A 22,616-nucleotide genomic window follows, 5' to 3' on the forward strand; every position below is an offset into this window, starting at 1 on the left:
TATGAATGGAAAATTAATAACCTGGTTAGATGTCGAAAGACAACTAAAGAGAGTTAGCAATAATAAAACACAATATCCTGATTATATTCATGCAATTTATTGCTATAGCTCTGGAATGGAAATTGAATACTCAGGTGAGCTTTTACCTACATTAGAGTGGTTAGGGAATACTTTTGGGAAAAACATTGCATTTGTCGAAGAACCTCATATCCTCTTTGATTTGAATAAAGAAATCTATCCCATAGAATTTATATCAACTGATAATGGTCAAAAGAATAAAAAACCTATTTATCCACTTTGGAAAGAACATGTTTACAATCCCGGAGTAGGTATGAATACCCCCGAAGAGTGGAGAGAAGGGCCTCATATGGCTGCGTTTCACTCATTCAAAGGAGGTGTTGGTAGAACTACATCGTTGATGACATATGCAACAGCTGTGCTCAATTCAAAAGATCAAGCAAAGATTTTGCTAATCGATGCTGATTTAGAAGCACCTGGCATAAGTTTTTGGCTGGATGACGAAAATAAACCTACGGTATCATTTATAAACTATGTCGAAGCAATACATTATTCGCCTAGTTCGCAAGAAGAAATTATAAATTACTTTGCAAACGAACTCAGAAAAACGTCTATTAATATTGATGGGCCAAGTAAAGAGATCTTTGTATTGCCTTCATCTCATGACCTTACTGCGGTAATGGACATGCCAGTTACACCTGAGCATTTATCTAAAAATCTAGATAATCCATGGGTACTGAGTGAGTATCTAATGAGGTTAGGACAAGCTTTAGATGTAGATGCTGTTTTGATTGATTTGAGGGCTGGCCTCAGCGAACTTGCAAGCCCGATTATTTTTGACCCGCGTATTGAACATTATTTTGTTACCACTGTCGCTCCACAGTCTGTTAAAGGTATGTCTGAAATATTATCGCGCTTACACAATTCACAGGCTATTCAGAATCCTTTAATGTCTGAGAAGGAAAAACCGTCGGTGGTTGTTAGCCTTTTAACAGATCAACTCAGAAAATTACCAGCATATACGACCGCTACCGAAATGTTAAACTCCGCCTACCCAGCTGACGATTCAGACGTCTTGGGGCAAGGAATTGAATGGCTTGAAGTTGATTTTAATCAGTCGCTAATGAGTCTTTCCTCAATAAGAGATGCATATGAAGCGTTATCACAATCTACGCTTTATAACTCAGCTAAAGATTGGGCGAGTTCATTACAATCATCTGAAAAGGATTTAGCTGCGCCAGTTGTTAGTAGTCAAAATACTAAAAACACATCAGAGGCACAAAAGTTATACGATACATGTAGTAAGTTTCAATTTGCAGAAAATATAGATGCAAATGACATGCTTGTTACGGATCCTCTCCGAAATCTCGCAAAACATTATACAGACACCATTCCTAATGCTGTATCTATAGGTGCAAAAGGTGCTGGCAAAACATTTACTTATATCCAGATTTGTCTTTCTGGAAGTTGGGGTGAATTCCATAGAAAGATAAATACAGGTGTTACTTCTACCGCTGATGCAGTTGTTTTTCCTCTGCTGGCCTCAACAAACCTCGATGCCGCAGGAGAAAAGGTTCGTTCAATCAGGAGAGAGTCATTATTTACTCTAGGGTTTGGGTCTGAAACAAATCTTGATGCAGCAGCAAAAAAAGTTAAAGCGGCCTTAGATGTACCAAATACTAATTGGGATGAATTTTGGATTGAATTTCTGTTGTCAGAACTTGGAGGTGAGGCAAAATCTCTTCAAGAACTAAATGATATACTTTCTCTAAAAGAAAAATCATTACTTTTATTAGTGGATGGAGTTGAAGATTTATTTGACTCACCTGATAAAAATGAAGTGCAAAGAAATGCTATTAAGGCACTGCTACAATTGCCAAATGCGCTCGCAGAAATAACCGATAGGAGACTTGGGCTTATATGTTTTATTCGAGCGGATTATGTTCAAACTGTAATTAAACAAAACTTCTCACAGTTTGTCTCAAGATATCAACCATTCAGACTTGAGTGGACGCCAGAATCATTTCTTCGTTTAGCATACTGGGTTGCTGGAAAATCATCCATTATTGATGCCAATCCCCATGCAGCGGATAAATTAAATAGTGACAATCTCTTGAGTGCGCTTGAAAAACTGTGGGGGAAAAAATTAGGCAGAGATAACTCTAAAGAAGCTAATACGGCCAGATGGGTTTTCGCTGCAATTTGTGATTTAAATGGAAAATTGCAAGCAAGAGATATTGTTAGATTCCTTAAGTTTTCTGCGGAAGCTATGCTGCAAACACAAAGTATAGGAATCAAAAATGAACTCTGGTCTGATCGTGTTCTTGCACCAGAAGCTATTCGAAAATCTTTGCCAGCATGTAGTGCAGAGAAGGTATCAGAAACGGCAAGCGAAATAAAATCGTTGAATGACTGGCGTACAACGCTTGAAGAAATACCTAAGGAAGTGAAAAAAGTGCCATTTAATCCATTAGATGTTGGATTATCATTAGAGCTTTTAAACTCACTAAAAGAACTCGGAATTATTTATGAAGATAAAGATCAAAACTCAGATGATAGATATTTCTTGCCAGAAATATATAGGTGGGGCCTAAACTTTACATCTGCCGGTGGTGGAAGACCGCGAGTTCAAGCTTTGTTGAAAAGAAACTTAGGGGGTATTCCCTTTTAATTTTTCTTGGAATGAGTTGAGTAAATAATTATGACCATCACGCTTGCATCGTGATGGTCATGCTAATTTCGCACAGAAAAGAAGACAGTATTTATAATTTTAAGTTTTTTTTAATGAATAATTTTTCTTTAAATCTATGATTTTTTCGGACATAAAACAGATTCAAGATGATGTGAAATAATGCACAATAATTGATGCCACCTATTATCTTCATGAATCTTTTTATAATAATAAGCGCGGGAAGTATCACGTCATGCATGAAAAATAAACACTTAGAGCTCGTTCAAAAGTCTGCGTTTTTTCCTGAGTTTCTTCTTATTCTTCGTCCATTACTGAACAGGTAGCGCCAGATCAGTTATTGCTGGAAGTAAATGACACTTGCTAAGCATGAAAAATAGATAACTTTTTACCTTCTTGATATTATATTCCGAGGCCGCCGTTGCTGCTGATGATGCTAGTCCCCAGAAACTCAAACTCTTAAGCGGGCTATTTCTGCCGCTGCGGTATGTGGTTATGAACTTTCTAACATTCATATCCACGCTATTCATGGCTCAACCTACTAATTCAAATTTTTCCGACCTTTCGCGTACATTATATACTGATATCTATTACTGTGATTCGGATGATGAAGTTGTTTTTAGTCTAAATGTAGTTTTGACATTAGCTCATGAAGTCGCAGACGCATCCTTAAGGTCAAACACTTTATCGGAGTGGTCTGAATAGCTGGGCTTCATTTTCCCTATCAGATAGTATACAACAGGTATTCTCAACCAAACTTTTGCGGAACGCTTTAAGCTATAATCCGCTTTAAGTAACATCTACACTATGTCCACACTCTGTAGGAAATACTGGGAATTTGAGGTCAAGCTAAGTATTTAACAAATAGGCTTAATATAGTAAATTACCGTGGCGCTTGTCAGAATCCCGCCATCAAGGGGAAGGTCAAGGGGGAAATGTGAATATCAGTGACGTGGCAAAAAAAACCGGCTTAACCAGCAAGGCAATCCGCTTTTATGAAGAGAAGGGGCTGGTGACGCCACCGCTGCGCAGCGAAAACGGCTACCGCAGCTATACGAAACTGCATATTGATGAGCTGACGCTGCTGCGCCAGGCAAGGCAGGTCGGTTTTAATCTGGAAGAGTGCGGCGAGCTGGTTAACCTGTTTAACGATCCGAAGCGTCACAGCGCCGACGTGAAAAAACGCACGCTGGAAAAAGTGGCCGAGATCGAACGCCACATCATCGAGCTGCAGGCGATGCGCGAACAGCTGCTGCAGCTCGCGGAATCCTGTCCGGGAGATGACGGCGCCGACTGCCCGATTATCGACAATCTTGCCGGCTGCTGTCATCGTAAGGCTTCTGCTTAGCAGGCTTTCACCCGCAGGGTAATGCCTTCTACCGCAATGACCTCAACCCGCGTGCCGGCGCTGAGGTCGTCGTCGGCGACCACCGGCCACGAGCTGTCGCCCACGCGCATATGCCCGCGCCCGTTCACCAGCGCGGTGTCGAGCGTAAAACGCTTGCCGACAATCTGCTGTCCGCGCTGGTTAAGGTGCGCGTCCAGCGGCTTCTGCTCCTTAACCCGCCGGTTTAGCCAGCGCCACCACAGCCACGCGGCCACCAGCGTGAGCACGGCAAACAGCGCGCCCTGCCACGCCCAGTCCAGCGGAAGGATCCAGACCAGAAGGCCAGTAATGACAGCGGCAACACCGCTCCAGAGCAGGTAGCCGTTGCCGCCCAGCATCTCCGCCGCCAGCAGTAAGCCACCGAGGCTTAGCCAGAAGGCGTGAGGATGTGCAACGATCGGCTCAATCATTTTTTACGCTCGTTTCCGCTATCTTTAATCAGCTCGGCAATACCGGCGATAGAGCCCATCAGGCTGCTGGCATCCAGCGGCATCATCACCACCTTGCTGTTGTTCGCGGAGCCGATCTCTTTCAGCGCGTCGGTATATTTTTGCGCGACGAAGTAGTTCACGGCCTGGATATCACCGGCGGCAATCGCCTCAGACACCATCTGGGTCGCACGGGCTTCCGCTTCTGCCGAACGTTCACGCGCTTCCGCCTGTAAGAATGCGGACTGACGTTCGCCCTCGGCTTTCAGGATCTGCGACTGTTTTTCACCTTCCGCTTTGAGGATCTCCGCCTGACGCACCCCTTCGGCTTCCAGAATGTAGGCGCGCTTGGTTCGCTCGGCCTTCATCTGGGCGTTCATGGAGGCGATCAGCTCCGCCGGTGGGCGCACGTCGCGGATCTCAATACGGGTAACTTTGATCCCCCACGGGTTCGTTGCCTCATCGACGATGTGCAGCAGGCGGGTATTGATGCTGTCGCGCTGGGAAAGCATCTCGTCCAGCTCCATCGAGCCGAGCACGGTACGGATGTTGGTCATCGTCAGGTTGACGATCGCCAGCTCCAGGTTGCTGACCTCATACGCCGCTTTCGGCGCATCAATCACCTGAATAAAGCAGACGGCGTCGATGGTGACGTTGGCGTTATCCTTGGAGATGATCTCCTGAGAAGGAATGTCCAGCACCTGTTCCATCATGTTGATCTTGCGACCAATTCTGTCCATGAACGGAACAATCAGGCTTAAGCCCGGCTGGAGCGTGTTGGTGTATCGACCGAAACGCTCAACGGTCCACTGATAACCCTGAGGGACAATTTTGACGCCTGCGCCCACAATAACCAGCGCAACGAAAATAAGGACAGGAACAACGATAAGCATAAAAACCTCCTGTTTTGCATGCTGTGACGAGAGATGTGTGTGTTTATTGCTCGTAAGTATAGGTAAAGTCAGAGATGAAGCCATCACCCGCTTCGGCAATGGCTTTGGATAATCCCTGGTAGTACTTCTCCAGCCCCAGCGCTTCAATACGCTGGATCTGTTCGCGGATAGGGGCGCAGAACAGAACGGCATTCCCCGCTTCTACGCGCTTGTTATTGGGGGGAAGGTCGCCCGCGATGGCTTTGAACCACGTTCTGATACCTTGCTTTAAATTATGCGGCGCTTTTGTCAGATTATCCATGCCCGTCAGAACCTGCAGGGTGGGGAACTCGTCGGCCAGCACTGCGGTTTTCATGCGTGCAAAGAACTGGCTGAACAATTCAAACGATCCCAGATCGGTCACGCGCGGTTTGGTTGTTTTACCGTTTTTATTGCCGATTTTCCCTGCGGCTGACGCTGCGGCCGGAACCGCATTCAGCTTTTCCAGCTCCAGCCCGAATAACAAATTACAGTGCGCGCGGCGCTCTTTCAGCGGGTAGGACATCAGCACGTCAATGAACCGGGTAGCCTTTACATCCGCAAGACTGTGGTTGATAAGCCACTGGGTACGGGAAAATTCAGCCGGAGAGATAAACCAGTCGGGTACCTCATTGAAGCGTTTTGATTTTCCCTTGCCGTCAAATTCCAGGAAGTGTGTCCCGTTGTCGAAGGCGAAATAGCAGTTTTTGAAACTGCCGATCGTGGTGTTCACGATAAGCGCCTTCTTAACAAAATCCACCACCTCTGCACCAATGACAAAACGCGTGAGTTCCGACGATTTGATGACTTCCATTAATGTTTCGACATCAGGAACACCAGGCTTCAGGGAAGGAAACTCATAAAAGATATGTGCCATGTCGCATACTTCCTGTAGTGATGGTGGTGACAAATAACAAACAAAAAGTTTAGCACTTGCTTAAGCGTGAGGCTATTCGCTCTGTGCGGACGAAAGGATTATGCTACAGACGGTTATTACACGAAGCGGTTAACGGAAGCGCAATGAACGACAACAAAAAACGATTAGAACTCAGGGATATCGGATTTCGTGTCGGGGAAAACATTATTCTTCAACACGTCGGATTTAGCCTGTCGCCGGGCGAGTTTAAACTCATCACGGGCCCCTCAGGCTGCGGTAAAAGCACGCTGCTGAAGATTGTGGCTTCCCTCCTCAGCCCGACGGAGGGAACCATTCTGTTTGAAGGAGAGGATATCGCAACGCTGTCCCCGGAAAGTTATCGCCAGCAGGTCTCCTACTGCGTGCAAACCCCCGCGCTTTTTGGCGATACGGTTTACGACAACCTGATTTTCCCATGGCAAATCCGCAATAAAACGCCGGAGCCGGAAAAATTTATCAGCGATCTGGCCCGCTTTGGCCTGGCGCAGGAGACGTTAACCAAATCTGTCACTGCGCTGTCGGGGGGAGAAAAGCAGCGCGTCTCGCTGATCCGTAATCTTCAGTTTTTACCGAAGGTGCTTTTGCTGGACGAAATTACCAGCGCGCTCGATGACGCCAACAAACGCAACGTCAACGAGATTATTCATCGCTACGCCCGGGAGCAGAATATTGCCGTGCTGTGGGTGACGCACGACGCTAACGAAATTACCCATGCGGATGACGTGATTACGCTTCAGCCGCACGGCGGGAAAATGCAGGAGGCAAACCGTGGGTGAGCATAACATTACCAATGAATCGCTGGCGTTTTCGATGGTGCTGGTATTGATTGCGATTGTGGTCAGCTACCGGGAAAAGCTGGGGCTGGAAAAAGATATAGTGTGGAGTATCTGCCGCGCGGTAATTCAGCTCATCATCGTTGGCTATGTGCTGAAGTATATATTCAACGTCAACCACGCGGTGCTGACGCTGCTGATGGTGCTCTTTATCTGTTTCAACGCGGCGTGGAATGCGAAAAAGCGCAGTAAATACATTGATAAGGCGTTTATCTCGTCGTTTATCGCCATTACCACCGGGACGGCGCTCACCCTGGCGGTGCTGGTGCTCTCCGGCTCGATTACGTTTACGCCGATGCAGGTTATCCCTATCTCCGGGATGATTGCGGGGAACGCCATGGTGGCCGTTGGGCTGTGTTATAACAATCTCGGCCAGCGATTCAGCAGTGAACAGCAGCAGCTGCAGGAGAAATTAAGCCTGGGGGCGACGCCTAAGGTAGCCTCGGCGCGGCTGATTCGTGAGAGCATTCGCTCATCGCTGATCCCAACGGTAGATTCAGCCAAAACGGTGGGGCTGGTGAGCCTGCCGGGCATGATGTCGGGGCTGATTTTTGCCGGTATCGATCCGGTAAAAGCGATTAAGTATCAGATCATGGTGACGTTTATGCTGCTCTCCACGGCAAGCCTGTCAACCATCATTGCCTGCTACCTGACCTATCGGAAGTTCTACAACGCGCGCCACCAGCTGGTGGTGACGCAGTTGAAAAACGTGCGCTGATTGTGCCGGGCGGCACTGCGTTTGCCCGGCCTACGATTCGTGCTTTTGTAGGCCCGGTAAGGCGAAGCCGCCACCGGGCTTTTTTGTCAGTACAGCAGGGCGTACAGCTGACGACGATACTTCGACGCCAGCGCGTCTCCGGTGCCCAGCGCGGCCAGGATCTCCTGGAACATCTTACGCGCCTGACCGTCTGCGGCGGCCAGGTCTTTTTGCAGATGGCTGAACAGCAACTCCAGCGCCTCTTCGTTACGGCCCACCTGATGCAGCTGCAGCGCCAGCTGGCTTGCCAGCGCGGCGTCGGCCGGGTTATCGGCGACCTGCTGCTGCAGCTGCTGAATTTCCGGGGTGTCCGCGGCCTGTTTCAGCAGCTCAATTTGTGCGACCAGCCCCTGATAGCGGGTGTCCTGATCCTGCAGCGGAACCGTTTTGAGCACCGCTTCCGCGTCTTCTGAACGGTGCAGGGCGATCTGCGTTTCCGCCAGCAGCAGGCCAATCTGGCTGTTCTGATTCGACAGCTGCCACGCGTCTTTGAGTAGCGGCAGCGCCTCGTCGTATTTGCCTTCCTGCATCAGCGCCATACCTTCCTGCGCTTTCAGCTCTTCTTCGCGCGGCAGCACTTTATCCAGCAGGGCGCGGATAGCCTCTTCCGGCTGCGGCCCCTGGAAGCCGTCAACAGGCTGTCCGTTCTGGAACAGATAGACCGTAGGAATGGCGCGCAGACCAAATTGGGACGCGACCATCGGCTCTGCGTCACAGTCCAGCTTAGCGAGAATGAACTGACCGTTGTACTGGGCGGCAAGGCTCTCCAGCACCGGCGTCAGCTGCAGGCAGTGTTGGCTGCGTTCAGACCAGAAGTAGAACAGGACCGGTTTGGTCATCGACTGTTCAAGGGTCTGTTGCAGGTTAGCTTCTGTAATATTGACGATATTCTGTACGGACATGCGGCTTTCTCTTTTGTCGGTTTGTTCTTTACATGGGGATGCGCGTCGTCGCTTCAACTCAGCCGTGTAAAATTTTGTCCATCATTCGGCCCGGCAGCAGGCGTTTTAACCAGCCTACGGCGTGGGTGACCAGCGTCACCGGATAGCGCATTTTGGGATGTTCGCTCTCAAAAGCATGGCGCACTTTGGCCACAACCGCTTCTGGCCCGAGGGTAAAACGTGCGGCAATGCCGGGGTTCTCGACCGGTTTATCCGCCTGCGTCTGGTTCACGTTTTCGGTAAAGCGGGTGCGGATCGGGCCGGGTTCAATCAGGCTGACCTTAATGCCGCTGTGGCGTAGCTCCATGCGCAGGGCGTCGGACCAGGCCTCCAGCGCATATTTGCTGGCGGCGTAGGCGCCGCGGCCCGGGGTGGAAATCAGCCCCATCACTGACGATGTCATCACGATGCGCCCTTCACCGTGGGGCAGCATCGCGGGGAGCAGACGCATGGTGAGCTGATGCACGCCGAAGAAATTGGTCGAAAACTGTTTCTCCAGCGTTTCGCGGGAGAGCGTATCCAGCGGACCATACACGCCGTAGCCGGCATTGTTAAAGAGCCCGTACAGACGATTGTCGGTCAGCGCGATCACTTCATCGGCGGCGCGTTCAACGCTCTCCGGCGAGTCCATATCCAGCAGCACGCCGGTAAAGCCCAGCCCGTTCATGCGTTCGACATCGTCGGGTTTGCGACAGGCCGCCAGGACCCGAAACCCCTGGCGCTTCAGTTCGAGCGCGCTTTCCAGGCCGATTCCACTGGAACATCCTGTAATTAAGACCGATTTTTGCATAACTTTACCTGTCAGGATCTCCGCTTAATCAGGAGTCATGTTTAACTAAAGGAGCCAGCCGCGTTGCCATCCAGTCGGCAATAAACGGCTGCGCATCGCGATTGGGGTGGATCCCGTCGTCTTGCATCCACTGGGGTTTGAGATAGACCTCTTCCATGAAAAATGGCAGCAGCGGAATATCAAACTCTTTGGCAAGCTTAGGGTAGATCGCGCTAAAGGCCTCATTATACCGACGACCGTAGTTGGCGGGCAGGCGAATTTGCATCAGCAGCGGCTGGGCGTTTGCCGCCTTGATGTCCTGCAAAATGGTGCGCAGCGTTTGCTCGGTTTGCTGAGGCTGGAAACCGCGCAGTCCATCATTGCCGCCAAGCTCCACCAGCACCCAGCGCGGCTGGTGCTGTTTGAGCAGCGCAGGCAGGCGCGACAGGCCCTGCTGCGAGGTATCACCGCTGATGCTGGCGTTGATTACAGCGGTTTTGCTCTGCCATTTGTCATTGAGCAGGGCGGGCCAGGCCGCGCTGGCCGCCATGCGATAGCCTGCGCTCAGGCTGTCGCCGAAAACCAGTAACGTGTCCGCTGCCGCCGAGCGGAAGGTCATCAGAATCAAAAACAGGAAGGGCAAATGCCAGCGGAAAACAGTGTTGAAGTTCATCATCTTAAGAAGTCCGTCGGTCAGGGGGAACACGAGCTTTCCATCCTTACTGGAGTTGAACTCGTTGTCAAACGCGCTGAAACCATCGCGCTGATTGGCGAATCCGGTTCCGGTAAGTCCACGCTGCTGGCGATTTTAGCCGGCCTGGACGACGGCAGCAGCGGCGAGGTCCACCTTGTCGGACAGCCGCTGCATCAGCTTGATGAAGAGGCGCGGGCCGCGCTGCGCGCGCGTCACGTTGGTTTTGTCTTCCAGTCCTTCATGCTGATCCCGACCCTGAACGCGCTGGAAAACGTCGAACTCCCGGCGCTGTTGCGCGGTGAAAATAGCCGTGAAAGCCGCACGCATGCGAAGGCGCTGCTGGAACAGCTCGGTCTGGGGAAACGTCTCGACCATCTTCCCGCGCAGCTTTCCGGCGGCGAGCAGCAGCGCGTGGCGCTGGCGCGGGCGTTCAACGGCCGTCCCGAAGTCCTGTTTGCCGATGAGCCCACCGGTAACCTTGACCGTAAAACCGGAGACAGGATTGCCGACCTGCTGTTTTCGCTCAACCGCGAGCACGGCACCACCCTGATCCTCGTGACCCACGATCCTCAGCTCGCCGCCCGCTGCGACCGTCGCCTGCGGCTGGTCAACGGTATTCTTCAGGAGGAGGCATGATTACCCGCTGGTTCTGGCGCGAGTGGCGTTCCCCCTCGCTGCTGATTGTCTGGCTGGCGCTCAGCCTGGCGGTGGCCTGCGTGCTGGCGCTCGGCAGCGTCAGCGACCGCATGGAAAAAGGGCTTAGCCAGCAGAGCCGGGAGTTTATGGCGGGGGACAGGACGCTGCAAAGCTCCCGCCCGGTACCGTCGGGCTGGATTGAAGAAGCGCGCAAAGAAGGGCTGAAGGTGGGGGAGCAGATAACCTTCCAGACCATGACCTTTGCGGGCGACACGCCGCAGCTTGCCAGCGTGAAGGCCGTGGATGACATCTACCCGATGTACGGTGCCTTACAAACCAGCCCGCCGGGGTTAAAGCCGACGCCTGGTACGGTGCTGCTGGCATCACGACTGATGGCGCTTCTGAACCTGAAACCCGGCGACAGTATCGACGTCGGCGACGCCACCCTCAAAATTGCCGGGGACGTGGTGCAGGAGCCCGACGGCGGTTTTAACCCCTTCCAGCTTGCGCCCCGCCTGCTGATGAACACCGCGGATGTCGCGGCAACCCATGCGGTGCAGCCGGGCAGCCGCGTCACCTGGCGCTACAAGTTTGGCGGTACGCCTGCCCAGCTTGACGCGTATGAAAAATGGCTTCTGCCGCAGTTAAAACCGGAACACCGCTGGTACGGGCTGGAGCAGGACGAAGGGGCACTCGGTAAATCTCTCGAGCGTTCTCAGCAGTTCCTGCTGCTGTCGGCATTGTTGACCCTGCTGCTGGCGGTGGCGGCGGTTGCCGTGGCGATGGGGCACTACTGCCGCAGCCGCTACGACCTGGTGGCGATCCTCAAAACTCTGGGGGCGGGCAGGGCGCAGCTGCGCAAGCTGATCGTCGGCCAGTGGCTGATGCTGCTGGCCCTCTCTGCGATTACTGGCGGAATAATCGGGCTGCTGTTTGAAAAACTGCTGATGGTGATGCTCAAACCGGTGCTCCCGGCCGCATTGCCGCCGGCCAGCCTCTGGCCGTGGCTATGGGCAATCGGCGCGATGACGGTGATTTCGCTGCTGGTAGGGCTACGCCCGTACCGCCTGCTGCTCGCGACGCAGCCGCTGCGCGTGCTCCGCAACGATGTGGTGGCGAACGTCTGGCCGCTGAAGTTCTACCTTCCGGTGATTATTGCGGTGGCGGTGGGACTGCTGGCGTGGCTGATGGGGGGCAGCACGCTGCTGTGGGCGGTACTGGCCGGGGCGGTTGTGCTGGCGCTGCTGTGCGGTGTGCTGGGCTGGATACTGCTCAACGTCCTGAAGAGGCTGACGGTAAAATCTCTGCCCGTGCGCCTGGCGGTCAACCGCCTGCTGCATCAGCCGTGGTCAACGCTCAGCCAGCTGTCGGCCTTTTCGCTGTCGTTTATGCTGCTGGCGCTGCTTTTAGTGCTGCGCGGCGATCTGCTCGATCGCTGGCAGCAGCAGCTTCCGCCGGAAAGCCCGAACTATTTCCTGATCAACATTGCCCCAGAACAGGTCACGCCGCTGAAGGGCTTCCTGTCTGAGCATCACATTATCCCTGAGTCGTTCTATCCTATCGTTCGCGCGCGTCTGACGCAGATCAACGGTCAGCCAACGGAGGGGAGCAAGGACGAGTCGCTGAACCGCGAGCTGAACCTGACCTGGCAGGAGAAACGCCCTGACCACAACCCGATAACCGCTGGCACCTGGCCGCCAAAAGCGGGCGAAGTGTCGATGGAGGAGGGGCTGGCGACGCGCCTGAACGTGAAGCTCGGGGACAGCGTGACCTTTACCGGCGATACCCAGGACTTCAGCGCCAAAGTCACCAGCCTGCGTAAAGTGGACTGGGAAAGCCTGCGGCCAAACTTCTTCTTTATCTTCCCGCCTGGCACGCTGGACGGCCAGCCGCAGAGCTGGCTGACCAGCTTCCGCTGGGAAAACGGCAACGGCATGCTAACCCAGCTTAACCGGGAGTTTCCGACGGTCAGCCTGCTGGATATTGGGGCGATCCTGAAGCAGGTCGGGCAGGTTCTGGAGCAGGTGAGCCGCGCGCTGGAGGTGATGGTGGTGCTGGTGACGATCTGCGGCGTGCTGCTGTTGCTGGCGCAGGTGCAGGTGGGTATGCGCCAGCGCCATCAGGAGCTGGTGGTTTACCGCACGCTGGGGGCCGGAAAGCGGCTGCTGCGAATGACGCTCTGGAGCGAGTTTGCGCTGCTGGGGCTGGTGGCAGGCCTGGTGGCGGCCATTGGCGCAGAGACGGCGCTGGCGGTGCTTCAGACAAAGGTCTTCGACTTCCCGTGGGAGCCTGACTGGCGCCTCTGGTTGATCCTGCCTCTCTGTGGCGCGGTGCTGCTTTCTCTCTGCGGAGGCTGGCTCGGCACGCGGCTGTTAAAGGGGAAAGCCCTGTTCCGTCAGTTCGCGAGTTGATTTAGCATTGTGATAGTTGCGCACCGGGTTTTGATGCCGGTGCGCAGTGTTTAAATAGCACAAAGTGATAATACCCACTCATTTAGTAGCACAAAACATTAAAAACCCGACCACACAGCCCGATTATTTCCAGTTAATATTCACCCGCTAAATATTTAGCAGCGTGTCTATTAAGGAAAAATAATGACTATAAAAAAATCAGCGCTGGCGGCAACGATCGGCGCGGCAGTGGCATTGACTACCTTCGCTTCTCAGGCGGAAATCACCGTTCTTAAGCAGGATCCTCAGGCGGGTAACCCGCTGAGCCGCCTGAACTTCACCGTTGGCGGCAGTATTCGTCCTCAGTTCCAGAACATGACCGGCGACGACGGTAAAAACAGCTATAAGCGTAACGGCTTTGACGGCGGCACCCGTTTCCGTTTCGCGGCTGATTACTACCTGTTTGATGACATCAGCTGGATCAGCTACTACGAGCTGGGTGTCAATATTCCCGCGCAGTTTAACTGGGATCACCACTACGCCGACGGCGCACACGACACCACGCGTCGTATGCTTTATACCGGTCTGAAGAGCGACACCTGGGGTACGCTGACCTTCGGTCAACAGAACAGCGTTTACTATGATGTGGTGGGCGCGAAAACCGATATCTGGGACTACGACATGATCGGCCAGGCTCCGGGTAACGGTATCAACGGCGATTACGACGGTTCTTACCGTTCACGCCAGATGCTGAAATATAAGAAAACCGTGGGCGATGCCGACATCTACGCATCTTACCTGTTTGAAGACAGTGAATACCTGCCGGGCAACGGCCTGCGCTACAAGCGTAAAGGCGGCGGCTCGCTGGGTCTGGATTACCATCTGACCACCGATCTGACCTGGGGCGCAGCGTGGAACTACACCCGCGCGGACATGCGTAACCCGGACAACGGCGACAGCAAAACCTACGACCAGAACATCCTCGGTACCGCGCTGAGCTGGACGCCGGACAACTGGACCTTCTCCGCGGGTGGTGGCTGGTACCAGAACTTCCTGACCACCAAAAAAGTGTCGGTTAACGACTACTTCGCCGGTGATGCATGGGGTATTGAATACTTTGCGGGCTACAAGTTCCCAATCGGTCAGTACGCGGTTAAATCCATCCAGCCTTACTTCATGGGCGACCGCATTCAGTACGTGAACGGCCGCAACTACCAGCGCATCGACAACGGCGTGGGTATCAGCTTCCAGCTGGATTACGGTTTCCGCGTGGATTACGAACACGTGTTCACTTCCAGCACCGACAACCTGGGCGACATGAACCTGGTGCGTCTGCGCTACGACTTCTAAGTCGTCTTGTAGGGTGCGGCCTGATGCCCTCACCCTGACCCTCTCCCACGGGGAGAGGGAACAAACATTAAAAACGGCAACCCTGGTTGCCGTTTTGCTTTTACCTCGCCACCCGGCTTTATTTTTCAGCGATTAAGCCAGTCAGCGACCTCGACATACGTCCCGCGATAGACAATCTTCTCCGCCTTTTTCTCCAGCTGATAGCCGTACATCGGGTCGTAATAATCCTTCAGCAGCGGTGCAAGCCAGCTAAAGTGCGCGTCCGTGCTGCCAGAGCGCTGCTGTTCCAGCAGCGCGGAATCTAACAGCGCGGTGAATTCTGCATACCGCTGCAGCCCCAGACGGCGGCGAATGGCGAACAGGCCGTGGTGCAGGTACTCGCTGTACTCTTTCCAGCCCGCTTCCTCGCCGTAGGCAGCAGAAAAATCGGCCCACATATGGTCGAAATACTCTTCGCGCAGGCGTTCAAGACGAATTTCAAACGGGTCTTCGACGACAACGATAGGGGCTTCAACCATGCGGTCGCGCAGGCACTCCGGCAGGTGGTTGGAGCCAATCATCCGGCCTTCATCTTCCAGCACCCAGCGCGCGGCGTCTTTTTTCAATAGCTCAACCGCAAGGTGGTTTTCAAAGCTCGCCTGGGAAAGCTGCGGCGTGAGCGTGCGGCCAAATGACGAACCGCGGTGGTGCGCCAGCCCTTCCAGATCGATGCCCTGTGCGTGCTGCTTCACCAGCAGGGTTTTACCGTTTCCGGTACAGCCGCCGATAAGCACCATCGGCTTTTGTGACTGCTCAATCGTCACCTGAATCGCCGTCTGACGCAGGGCCTTATAGCCGCCGCGGATCAGCGGGTAGTCGACGCCCGCCTCTTTCAGCCAGGCCTGCGAGATATGCGAGCGCTGGCCGCCGCGCGCACAGCAGAGAAAGCCCTCCGGGTGCGCAAGGCTCGCTTCGCGCCAGGCGTTGAGGCGTGCCTCACGCGTCTCGCCGCTCACCAGACTATGGCCGAGCGCCAGCGCGGCGTCCGGTCCCTGACGCTTATAGCAGGTGCCGACGGCGGCACGTTCGTCGTCGTTCATTAAGGGCAGGTTAACAGCCGCAGGCATCGCGCCCTGGGCAAATTCGATCGGCGCGCGAACGTCGATTAAAGGGGTATCAGACGCGAGGATCGCGCGATAGTCCGTTCCATCGTTCATGGTTATTCCAGAAGAAAACTCAGCAGCAATGGGCGGGGATTGTACGCCGGGGAAGGGGAAGGTCAACTCCCCGGCGCAGATGTCTTACCTGAGCTTTGACTGTGCCCAGACAATACCGCTCGCGTATTCCGGCGGCAGGAGCGGGATTATGGCTTCCAGGGTGGCGCTCAGGCGGCCCGTGTCGCTGTCGTTCAGGTTCAGGTGACCGACCTTACGACCTGCGCGAACCTCTTTGTCATACCAGTGCAGATGCACCAGCGGCAGCTTCAGCCAGTCGTAGTTCAGATCGGTGCCGATCAGGTTGATCATCACCGACGGGCTGTCCACCACCGGCTGCGGCAGCGGCAGGTCGGTAATTGCGCGCAGGTGCAGCTCGAACTGGCTGATGGACGCGCCGTTTTGCGTCCAGTGGCCGCTGTTGTGCACGCGCGGCGCAAGTTCGTTGATCAGCAGGCCGGACGGGGTGATAAAGCACTCCATCGCCATGACGCCCACATAGCCCAGCTCGTGCATGATGGCTGAGAGCATATCTTCCGCCTGCGCCTGCTGGTCAGCATTGGCGTGCGGGAAGGCGACGCTGGTGCGCAGAATGCCGTCCTGGTGCAGGTTATGCGTCAGCGGATAAAAGACGGTGTGCCCGTCGTGCCCGCGCGCGCCAACCAGCGACACTTCGCCGCTAAAGTTGATGCCCTGCTCAACGATGCATTCACCGTAGCAGTCGTCCGGCAGCTCGGCGGTGTCGTCTGCGCGCAGACGCCACTGGCCGCGGCCGTCGTAGCCGCCCACGCGGCGCTTCACGATTGCCAGCTCGCCCAGCATCGCGAAGACATCATTCCACTCGCTTTTATCGGACAGGAGCTGCCACGGCGCGGTCGGCAGACCGAGCTTGTCGAACAGCTGCTTTTGCGTCAGACGGTCGGCAATGATCGGGAACACGTCGCGGTTAACGAAGGCGTTATGACGCGCCAGCTCGCGGGTCAGCGCGGTTTCCGGCCAGCGTTCGATCTCGGCGGTAATCACGCTCTGGTGGAACGGTACGGCTTCAGGTTCAGCATCCAGCCCGACGGGCCAGACGGCAATACCCAGCGGCTCACCGGCCTGACGCAGCATGCGGCCTAGCTGGCCGTTACCGAGGACGCAAACCTGCTTCATGCCGCACCCCGCGGGTCCGGATTGTCCAGCACTTCGTCGGTCTGGGCTTTACGCCACTCCGCCAGACGCTGATGCAATGCTTTATCGTGCGTCGCAAGAATTTGCGCCGCCAGCAGGGCTGCGTTCGCTGCGCCCGCTTTACCAATCGCCAGCGTGCCGACAGGAATACCGCGCGGCATCTGGACGATGGAGTAGAGGCTATCCACACCGCTTAACGCGGCGCTTTGTACCGGGACGCCCAGAACCGGCACCAGGGTTTTGGCGGCAATCATGCCCGGCAGATGTGCTGCGCCGCCCGCGCCGGCAACGATCACCTCATAACCGTTCTCCTCGGCGCTTTCGGCGAAGCTGAACAGTTTGTCCGGTGTACGGTGCGCGGAGACCACTTCAACGTGGTGCGGGACATTCAGGATTTCAAAGATTTCGGCGGCGAACTGCATGGTAGCCCAGTCGCTTTTGGACCCCATCACGATGGCGACACGCGCCGGATTATTGCGGGAAGACATGCGTCTTAAAACTCCTGTGGTGCGAAACACACTGCTTTCGAGGGCACAGAGAATAGCATGTTATACGGGCAAGGAAAACGGTTGCGCGGTTAAATCTTGAGCCGTTGTTGCCATCAATTCATAACAAAACAGACCGCGTTCTGGCGGTCTGTTTTCGTCAATCGGCAATGATTATTTAGTCAGTTCTGCGGTCATGTACACGCGGTTGTCGACCTTCGCGCTCGTAATTTTATAAGAGGCACCCTGTTCGGCGGCCTGCGCGGCAATTTTCGCTTCTGCGCGGTCAAGGGTAGAGGCGGTTGCGCTCACGCTCTGCGCGAAAGAACCGAAAGAAACCAGGGAGAGAGCAGCAACTGCAACGAAAGTTTTGATGGATTTCATGGTCGTATTCCTTAAGTATTTTGTCTGGGATAGGGCGTGTTGCCCTGATGTGATAAATAATAGGCCGACCACGGGCTGATTAAAATCGAAACAATTTGCCGATATTGTTCAAAAAAATAGAATGAATCTTGAGAAGGGATTAAAACGGAAACGCGATCAGCTCCACGCCCTCAGGCGTGACTTTGACCATGGAACCTTCGGCATGCCAGGCACCTAATACCACGCGATGGGCCGGTTCGCCGTTGGCGATAAGGGAATGCACGTCAGGGCGATGGGTATGACCGTGGATCAACCACTGGACGCCATGCTTTTCCATCACGCTCACCACGGCCTGCGGGTTCACGTCCATGATGGTCATGGATTTGCTGCTGTTGGCGGCTTTACTGCCCGCGCGCATTCTTGCGGCGATGCGGTTGCGGATAAACAGCGGCAGAGCAAGAAACGCCTTTTGGATCCACGGGGTGTGGACTTTGGCGCGAAACGCCAGGTAGCCGGTATCGTCGGTGCAGAGCGTGTCGCCGTGCATGATCAGGACCTTGCGGCCATAGAGGTCGAGCACCTGCTCTTCCGGCAGCAGCGTCATGCCGCTTTCGCGGGCGTAGCGCTTGCCGATCAGAAAATCACGGTTGCCGTGAATGAAGTAGCAGGGAACGCCGGAATCTACCAGCGCGTGAATGGCGGCGGCCATTTCACGGTGCAGCGGGTTAGGGTCGTCGTCGCCAATCCAGGCCTCAAAGAGGTCGCCCAGGATGTACAGCGCATCGGCGCTTTTCGCTTCACCGCGTAAAAAACGCAGAAAACCGGCGGTTATCGCCGGTTCTTCCGTTTGCAGATGCAGATCCGCAATAAAGAGTGTCGCCACCAATTACTCGCTGACGGTCACGCTTGTAATCACAACGTCTTCTTTAGGAACGTCCTGGTGCATACCGCTGCGGCCAGTAGAGACGGCTTTGATCTTGTCAACCACGTCCATACCTTCAACCACTTCTGCGAATACGCAGTAGCCCCAACCCTGCAGGCTTTCGCCGGAGAAGTTCAGGAAGTCGTTGTCAGCCACGTTGATGAAGAACTGCGCGGTTGCAGAGTGTGGTGCCTGAGTACGCGCCATCGCCAGCGTGCCGCGGGTGTTTTTCAGGCCGTTGTTCGCTTCGTTTTTGATCGCTTCTTTGGTGGCTTTCTGGTTCATGCCAGGTTCGAAACCGCCGCCCTGGATCATAAAACCGTTGATCACGCGGTGGAAAATGGTGTTGTTGTAGAAACCTTCGCGGCAGTAGTCCAGGAAGTTTTTAACTGTTTCAGGCGCTTTGTCATCAAAGGTTTTGATTACGATATCGCCATGATTAGTGTGGAAAGTAACCATTTTTGCATCCTGTTCCGTTATTGTGGTACGTCGACCCGCGTTCGGGTCATCTATAGGGGCTTGTTATAGCATAACCACAGGATGCGATCACCTTGCATTGTGTGCTGCTTCGGGTTTGAATTACGGGTAGAATAGCCGGTTTTCAACCACACACGTGTTTACATGGAATCTTCGATGTTAAAAATCTTTAATACAATGACGCGCCAAAAAGAGGAATTTAAACCTATCCATGCCGGGGAAGTCGGCATGTACGTGTGTGGTATTACGGTTTACGATCTCTGTCACATCGGCCATGGCCGTACCTTTGTCGCTTTTGACGTGGTGTCACGCTACCTGCGTTTTCTGGGCTATACCCTGAAATACGTGCGTAATATCACCGACATCGACGATAAAATTATCAAGCGCGCTAATGAAAACGGCGAAAGCTTCGTTGCGCTGGTCGATCGCATGATCGTCGAGATGCACAAAGATTTCGACGCCCTGAATATTCTGCGTCCGGACAGCGAGCCGCGCGCAACCCACCATATTCATGAAATTATCGACATCACCGAGAAGCTGATCGCGCGCGGTCACGCCTACGTGGCCGAAAACGGCGACGTGATGTTCTCCGTGCCGACGGACCCAACCTACGGTTCGCTTTCCCGTCAGGATCTGGATCAGCTCCAGGCCGGCGCGCGCGTTGACGTGGTTGACGTGAAGCGTAACCCGATGGACTTCGTGCTGTGGAAAATGTCCAAAGAGGGCGAACCAAGCTGGCCATCCCCGTGGGGCGAAGGCCGCCCGGGCTGGCACATTGAATGTTCCGCAATGAACTGCAAACAGCTGGGCAAGCACTTCGACATTCACGGCGGCGGTTCGGACCTGATGTTCCCGCACCATGAAAACGAAATCGCGCAGTCTACCTGCGCACACGGCGGCGAGTACGTTAACTACTGGATGCACTCCGGGATGGTAATGGTTGACCGCGAGAAGATGTCTAAATCGCTGGGTAACTTCTTCACCGTGCGCGACGTGCTGAAGTATTACGATGCGGAAACCGTGCGCTACTTCCTGATGTCCGGCCACTATCGCAGCCAGCTGAACTACAGCGAAGAGAACCTGAAGCAGGCGCGCTCGGCGCTGGAGCGTCTGTACACCGCGCTGCGCGGGACCGACAGGTCTGTTCCTGCGGCAGGTGGCGAAGCGTTCGAAGCTCGCTTTGTTGAGGTGATGAACGACGACTTCAACACCCCGGAAGCCTACTCCGTGCTGTTCGACATGGCGCGCGAAGTGAACCGCCTGAAGTCAGAAGATTTGGCCGCGGCGAATGCGCTGGCGTCCCATCTGCGTAAGATCTCCTCCGTGCTCGGCCTGCTGGAGCAGGATCCGGACGTGTTCCTGCAGAGCGGTGCGCAGGCGGACGACGGTGAAGTGGCGGAAATTGAAGCGTTGATCAAAGCGCGTCTGGAAGCGCGTCAGGCGAAAGACTGGGCGGCGGCAGATGCGGCGCGTAACCGTCTGACCGAGATGGGCATCATTCTGGAAGATGGCCCACAGGGAACGACCTGGCGCCGTAAGTAAGTCTGGTGCGCGCTGATGCCCTCACCCCAGCCCTCTCCCACAGGGAGAGGGTGCAAACACTAAAAACGGCAACTTGAGTTGCCGTTTTGCTTTTACCTCCGTTTCCACCACAGCAACCCCATCAGCACTACCCCCGGCAGCCACACCCACAGCAGTTCTGAAACGATCACCTGATGCCCGTACGGCGTGGTATAGCGTGAGAGCGCAAACGGCGCGACCTTAATGACCTGCCACGGCGCAAAGAAGCGTTCATCTGACCATGGCCACAGCCAGCCGACGCCTTTCCCGCCCGTGGTAATCGAATCCAGCAGGCTGTGCGACAGCAGTGACACCGTTAAAAACAGCCAGCACCGCGTCAGGCTGGCCCGGAACCATCGTCGGCCAATCAGCACGCAAAGTATCGGCACCACAAAGGCGAACAGCAGGGAGTGGGTAAAGCCGCGATGGCCGAAAACATTGCCGTACGCGACGCCGAACTTGAACGCCAGCACGTCGGCATCCGGCAGCATGGCGAGGACAATTCCGGCAAACAGCAGGCGGGGAGGAATCACTTTGGTTCCCAGGCCTAAGCCCAGACAAAGCGGAACAGCAGCGTGCGTAATAACGGTAGGCATTGACATTATCCATGGCAAATCATGGAAATATAGCAGTAATCTCGCGCTAACAGACCTGTTCTACATTCTGATTTTACGCCGACTCGCGCGCGATAAGCTGCCCGGAAAGCGTAATGCGCTGGGTTTGCAGCGTCGGCTCCTTCAGTGTGCGGATAATCAGCCCGGCAGCCTGACGCCCCGTCTCTTCGCTGGCGGACGACACGTAGGTAAAAGACGGCGAGGTGAGGTTAACGTGCAGCATATCTTCGAAACCGACCAGCGCAACCTGCTGTGTCAAAAACACGTCTTTACCCACCGTTCGTCCTACCTGGTGAATACCGGAGATGGAGCCGATCATGGCATCCGGCGAGTGGCAGAGCAGGGCTGTGATGGTGTTGTTCTTTTCCAGCAGCTGGCGGGTGGCGAAACCCGCGGCCAGGGTGTCATCGCTGCAGGCCGGAGAGTATTCATCGCGCCAGACCAGCCCGTTTTGCGTCATCGCGCTGCGAAAACCGAGCAGGCGCTGCTCGCGGATAAGGCAGCCTTCACGTCCGCCAATGTAGGCGATATTGCGATGGCCGCGCTCGATAAGATAACGCACCGCCAGGTTTGCCGCCTGACGGTTGTCGCGCATCACCAGATTGCATTTTTCATCCAGCAGCGACTGAGAGACCACCACCAGCGGCAGCGGGCAGCGGCGAATCTGTTCCGGCAGGGTAGACGTGCGGGTATCCGAGGCCAGATAGATAACCCCGGCGACGCCCTGCTGCTTAAACGACAGCAGGCAGCGCTCAAGATGGTCATGATCGTTCTGGGGCTGGCCGAGAAAAACCATATACCCCTGTTTTTCAAGATCCTGGACGATACTCGCCATCACCTTGATGGAGAAGCTGTCGCTAAAGTCACGGAGGATCAGGCCAATCAGATTGGACGTATTGGCGCGGAGGTTGGCAGCGGCGACGTTATGAACATAGCCCAGCGTATTGATGGCAGCGTTGACCTTCTCGATCGTTGCCTCTGAGATTTTCCCTTTCTGGCGCAAAACCAGCGATACGGTTGAGACCGAAACGCCCGCGCGCTTTGCGACATCAATAATGCTGACTTTCTTCAAAACCGCTCCCTGAAATTTGCCGATTATCAGCCAGATAA

General features: G+C 54.5%; 22 protein-coding genes. 8 read left to right on the forward strand and 14 right to left on the reverse strand.

Translation table 11 applies throughout. The annotated features are described in order from the left end of the window. Window position 1 precedes the first annotated feature (1 nt). Both AC2TE5_RS05260 and cueR read left to right on the forward strand, forming a co-directional pair. Window positions 2-2,689 carry a ParA family protein gene (locus AC2TE5_RS05260; protein ID WP_484612777.1) on the forward strand — a complete coding sequence of 896 codons (2,688 nt, stop codon included), beginning with the start codon at window positions 2-4 and terminating at the stop codon, window positions 2,687-2,689. 955 nt (window positions 2,690-3,644) lie between these two features. Next, the gene (gene cueR / locus AC2TE5_RS05265) at window positions 3,645-4,055 is read left to right on the forward strand and encodes a Cu(I)-responsive transcriptional regulator (RefSeq protein WP_029741038.1); all 411 of its coding nucleotides are present in this window, start codon (window positions 3,645-3,647) and stop codon (window positions 4,053-4,055) included. Here the strand turns inward: cueR and AC2TE5_RS05270 are convergent. The 3 genes from AC2TE5_RS05270 to AC2TE5_RS05280 are packed head-to-tail and all read right to left on the reverse strand — an operon-like array spanning window position 4,052 to window position 6,310. Next, window positions 4,052-4,504, reverse strand: coding sequence for an NfeD family protein (locus AC2TE5_RS05270; RefSeq protein ID WP_484612778.1), 453 nt, complete (start codon window positions 4,502-4,504; stop codon window positions 4,052-4,054). The two genes, cueR and AC2TE5_RS05270, sit on opposite strands and share 4 nt — an antisense overlap. Then, entirely contained in the window at window positions 4,501-5,415 is a 915-nt protein-coding gene (locus AC2TE5_RS05275) for an SPFH domain-containing protein (protein WP_148243994.1), read from the reverse strand. Before AC2TE5_RS05275 ends, AC2TE5_RS05270 begins: the two co-directional genes overlap by 4 nt. Before the next feature lie 43 nt (window positions 5,416-5,458). Next, window positions 5,459-6,310 carry a hypothetical protein gene (locus tag AC2TE5_RS05280; RefSeq protein WP_484612779.1) on the reverse strand — a complete coding sequence of 284 codons (852 nt, stop codon included), beginning with the start codon at window positions 6,308-6,310 and terminating at the stop codon, window positions 5,459-5,461. A gap of 143 nt (window positions 6,311-6,453) precedes the next feature. Here AC2TE5_RS05280 and fetA point away from each other — a divergent pair, with 143 nt between their 5' ends. Beyond that, window positions 6,454-7,125: an iron efflux ABC transporter ATP-binding subunit FetA gene (gene fetA, locus AC2TE5_RS05285; RefSeq protein ID WP_484612780.1), complete on the forward strand. Its 672-nt coding sequence runs from the start codon at window positions 6,454-6,456 to the stop codon at window positions 7,123-7,125. Beyond that, window positions 7,118-7,900, forward strand: coding sequence for an iron efflux ABC transporter permease subunit FetB (gene fetB, locus AC2TE5_RS05290; protein ID WP_213328795.1), 783 nt, complete (start codon window positions 7,118-7,120; stop codon window positions 7,898-7,900). Before fetA ends, fetB begins: the two co-directional genes overlap by 8 nt. Window positions 7,901-7,986: 86 nt before the next feature. On the opposite strand, the gene AC2TE5_RS05295 is transcribed toward fetB, so the two are convergent. The 3 genes from AC2TE5_RS05295 to tesA are packed head-to-tail and all read right to left on the reverse strand — an operon-like array spanning window position 7,987 to window position 10,322. Then, window positions 7,987-8,841, reverse strand: a complete 855-nt coding sequence (locus AC2TE5_RS05295) for a co-chaperone YbbN (protein WP_024906867.1) — start codon at window positions 8,839-8,841, stop codon at window positions 7,987-7,989. Window positions 8,842-8,899: 58 nt separating this feature from the next. Continuing rightward, a complete protein-coding gene (locus tag AC2TE5_RS05300; RefSeq protein ID WP_014882827.1) occupies window positions 8,900-9,670 on the reverse strand; it encodes an SDR family oxidoreductase in 771 nt (256 codons plus the stop codon). A gap of 28 nt (window positions 9,671-9,698) precedes the next feature. After that, complete coding sequence (tesA, locus tag AC2TE5_RS05305) at window positions 9,699-10,322, reverse strand: multifunctional acyl-CoA thioesterase I/protease I/lysophospholipase L1 (RefSeq protein WP_484613311.1); 624 nt, start codon at window positions 10,320-10,322, stop codon at window positions 9,699-9,701. Between tesA and ybbA the strand changes: the two genes are divergently transcribed. From ybbA to AC2TE5_RS05320, 3 genes are all read left to right on the forward strand, one after another. Further along, entirely contained in the window at window positions 10,293-10,979 is a 687-nt protein-coding gene (ybbA, locus tag AC2TE5_RS05310) for a putative ABC transporter ATP-binding protein YbbA (protein ID WP_032642011.1), read from the forward strand. The two genes, tesA and ybbA, sit on opposite strands and share 30 nt — an antisense overlap. Beyond that, window positions 10,976-13,390, forward strand: coding sequence for a putative ABC transporter permease subunit YbbP (gene ybbP, locus AC2TE5_RS05315; protein ID WP_484612781.1), 2,415 nt, complete (start codon window positions 10,976-10,978; stop codon window positions 13,388-13,390). Before ybbA ends, ybbP begins: the two co-directional genes overlap by 4 nt. 183 nt (window positions 13,391-13,573) lie before the next feature. After that, the gene (locus AC2TE5_RS05320; protein WP_023334757.1) at window positions 13,574-14,719 is read left to right on the forward strand and encodes a porin; all 1,146 of its coding nucleotides are present in this window, start codon (window positions 13,574-13,576) and stop codon (window positions 14,717-14,719) included. A gap of 125 nt (window positions 14,720-14,844) precedes the next feature. Here the strand turns inward: AC2TE5_RS05320 and mnmH are convergent, their stop codons facing one another. From mnmH to ppiB, 6 genes are all read right to left on the reverse strand, one after another. Continuing rightward, window positions 14,845-15,915 (reverse strand): tRNA 2-selenouridine(34) synthase MnmH, encoded by a 1,071-nt coding sequence (gene mnmH, locus AC2TE5_RS05325; RefSeq protein ID WP_484612782.1) that lies wholly within the window; start codon window positions 15,913-15,915, stop codon window positions 14,845-14,847. Between the two features lie 84 nt (window positions 15,916-15,999). Continuing rightward, window positions 16,000-17,067: a 5-(carboxyamino)imidazole ribonucleotide synthase gene (purK, locus tag AC2TE5_RS05330; protein WP_484612783.1), complete on the reverse strand. Its 1,068-nt coding sequence runs from the start codon at window positions 17,065-17,067 to the stop codon at window positions 16,000-16,002. Continuing rightward, window positions 17,064-17,573, reverse strand: a complete 510-nt coding sequence (gene purE, locus AC2TE5_RS05335) for a 5-(carboxyamino)imidazole ribonucleotide mutase (protein ID WP_023310631.1) — start codon at window positions 17,571-17,573, stop codon at window positions 17,064-17,066. The genes purK and purE overlap by 4 nt, the downstream gene beginning before the upstream one ends. A 171-nt stretch (window positions 17,574-17,744) precedes the next feature. Continuing rightward, complete coding sequence (locus tag AC2TE5_RS05340) at window positions 17,745-17,954, reverse strand: YdgH/BhsA/McbA-like domain containing protein (protein ID WP_008499325.1); 210 nt, start codon at window positions 17,952-17,954, stop codon at window positions 17,745-17,747. A gap of 139 nt (window positions 17,955-18,093) precedes the next feature. Then, on the reverse strand, window positions 18,094-18,816 hold the full coding sequence (gene lpxH, locus AC2TE5_RS05345; protein ID WP_213328789.1) for a UDP-2,3-diacylglucosamine diphosphatase: 723 nt from the start codon (window positions 18,814-18,816) through the stop codon (window positions 18,094-18,096). A gap of 3 nt (window positions 18,817-18,819) precedes the next feature. Beyond that, complete coding sequence (gene ppiB / locus AC2TE5_RS05350; protein ID WP_023334762.1) at window positions 18,820-19,314, reverse strand: peptidylprolyl isomerase B; 495 nt, start codon at window positions 19,312-19,314, stop codon at window positions 18,820-18,822. A gap of 174 nt (window positions 19,315-19,488) precedes the next feature. Between ppiB and cysS the strand changes: the two genes are divergently transcribed. Beyond that, a complete protein-coding gene (cysS, locus tag AC2TE5_RS05355) occupies window positions 19,489-20,874 on the forward strand; it encodes a cysteine--tRNA ligase (protein WP_484612784.1) in 1,386 nt (461 codons plus the stop codon). Between the two features lie 92 nt (window positions 20,875-20,966). Here cysS and AC2TE5_RS05360 read toward each other — a convergent pair whose 3' ends face one another. Beyond that, window positions 20,967-21,488 (reverse strand): metal-dependent hydrolase, encoded by a 522-nt coding sequence (locus AC2TE5_RS05360; RefSeq protein WP_464282927.1) that lies wholly within the window; start codon window positions 21,486-21,488, stop codon window positions 20,967-20,969. Between the two features lie 73 nt (window positions 21,489-21,561). Next, complete coding sequence (gene malI / locus AC2TE5_RS05365) at window positions 21,562-22,578, reverse strand: Mal regulon transcriptional regulator MalI (protein WP_213328787.1); 1,017 nt, start codon at window positions 22,576-22,578, stop codon at window positions 21,562-21,564. Window positions 22,579-22,616 lie beyond the last annotated feature (38 nt).

This window comes from Enterobacter sp. N5-15 (genome assembly GCF_057221635.1).

Bases quoted from the DNA above. Each gene is read 5' to 3' on its own strand.
- fetA (WP_484612780.1), top strand. From the start codon at position 6,454: ATGAACGACAACAAAAAACGATTAGAACTCAGGGATATCGGATTTCGT.
- ppiB (WP_023334762.1), bottom strand. From the start codon at position 19,314: ATGGTTACTTTCCACACTAATCATGGCGATATCGTAATCAAAACCTTT.
- purE (WP_023310631.1), bottom strand. From the start codon at position 17,573: ATGTCTTCCCGCAATAATCCGGCGCGTGTCGCCATCGTGATGGGGTCC.
- AC2TE5_RS05360 (WP_464282927.1), bottom strand. From the start codon at position 21,488: ATGCCTACCGTTATTACGCACGCTGCTGTTCCGCTTTGTCTGGGCTTA.
- purK (WP_484612783.1), bottom strand. From the start codon at position 17,067: ATGAAGCAGGTTTGCGTCCTCGGTAACGGCCAGCTAGGCCGCATGCTG.
- AC2TE5_RS05300 (WP_014882827.1), bottom strand. From the start codon at position 9,670: ATGCAAAAATCGGTCTTAATTACAGGATGTTCCAGTGGAATCGGCCTG.
- AC2TE5_RS05275 (WP_148243994.1), bottom strand. From the start codon at position 5,415: ATGCTTATCGTTGTTCCTGTCCTTATTTTCGTTGCGCTGGTTATTGTG.
- AC2TE5_RS05280 (WP_484612779.1), bottom strand. From the start codon at position 6,310: ATGGCACATATCTTTTATGAGTTTCCTTCCCTGAAGCCTGGTGTTCCT.
- cysS (WP_484612784.1), top strand. From the start codon at position 19,489: ATGTTAAAAATCTTTAATACAATGACGCGCCAAAAAGAGGAATTTAAA.
- AC2TE5_RS05295 (WP_024906867.1), bottom strand. From the start codon at position 8,841: ATGTCCGTACAGAATATCGTCAATATTACAGAAGCTAACCTGCAACAG.
- AC2TE5_RS05260 (WP_484612777.1), top strand. From the start codon at position 2: ATGAATGGAAAATTAATAACCTGGTTAGATGTCGAAAGACAACTAAAG.
- ybbP (WP_484612781.1), top strand. From the start codon at position 10,976: ATGATTACCCGCTGGTTCTGGCGCGAGTGGCGTTCCCCCTCGCTGCTG.
- AC2TE5_RS05340 (WP_008499325.1), bottom strand. From the start codon at position 17,954: ATGAAATCCATCAAAACTTTCGTTGCAGTTGCTGCTCTCTCCCTGGTT.
- tesA (WP_484613311.1), bottom strand. From the start codon at position 10,322: ATGAACTTCAACACTGTTTTCCGCTGGCATTTGCCCTTCCTGTTTTTG.
- AC2TE5_RS05320 (WP_023334757.1), top strand. From the start codon at position 13,574: ATGACTATAAAAAAATCAGCGCTGGCGGCAACGATCGGCGCGGCAGTG.
- ybbA (WP_032642011.1), top strand. From the start codon at position 10,293: ATGCCAGCGGAAAACAGTGTTGAAGTTCATCATCTTAAGAAGTCCGTC.
- AC2TE5_RS05270 (WP_484612778.1), bottom strand. From the start codon at position 4,504: ATGATTGAGCCGATCGTTGCACATCCTCACGCCTTCTGGCTAAGCCTC.
- mnmH (WP_484612782.1), bottom strand. From the start codon at position 15,915: ATGAACGATGGAACGGACTATCGCGCGATCCTCGCGTCTGATACCCCT.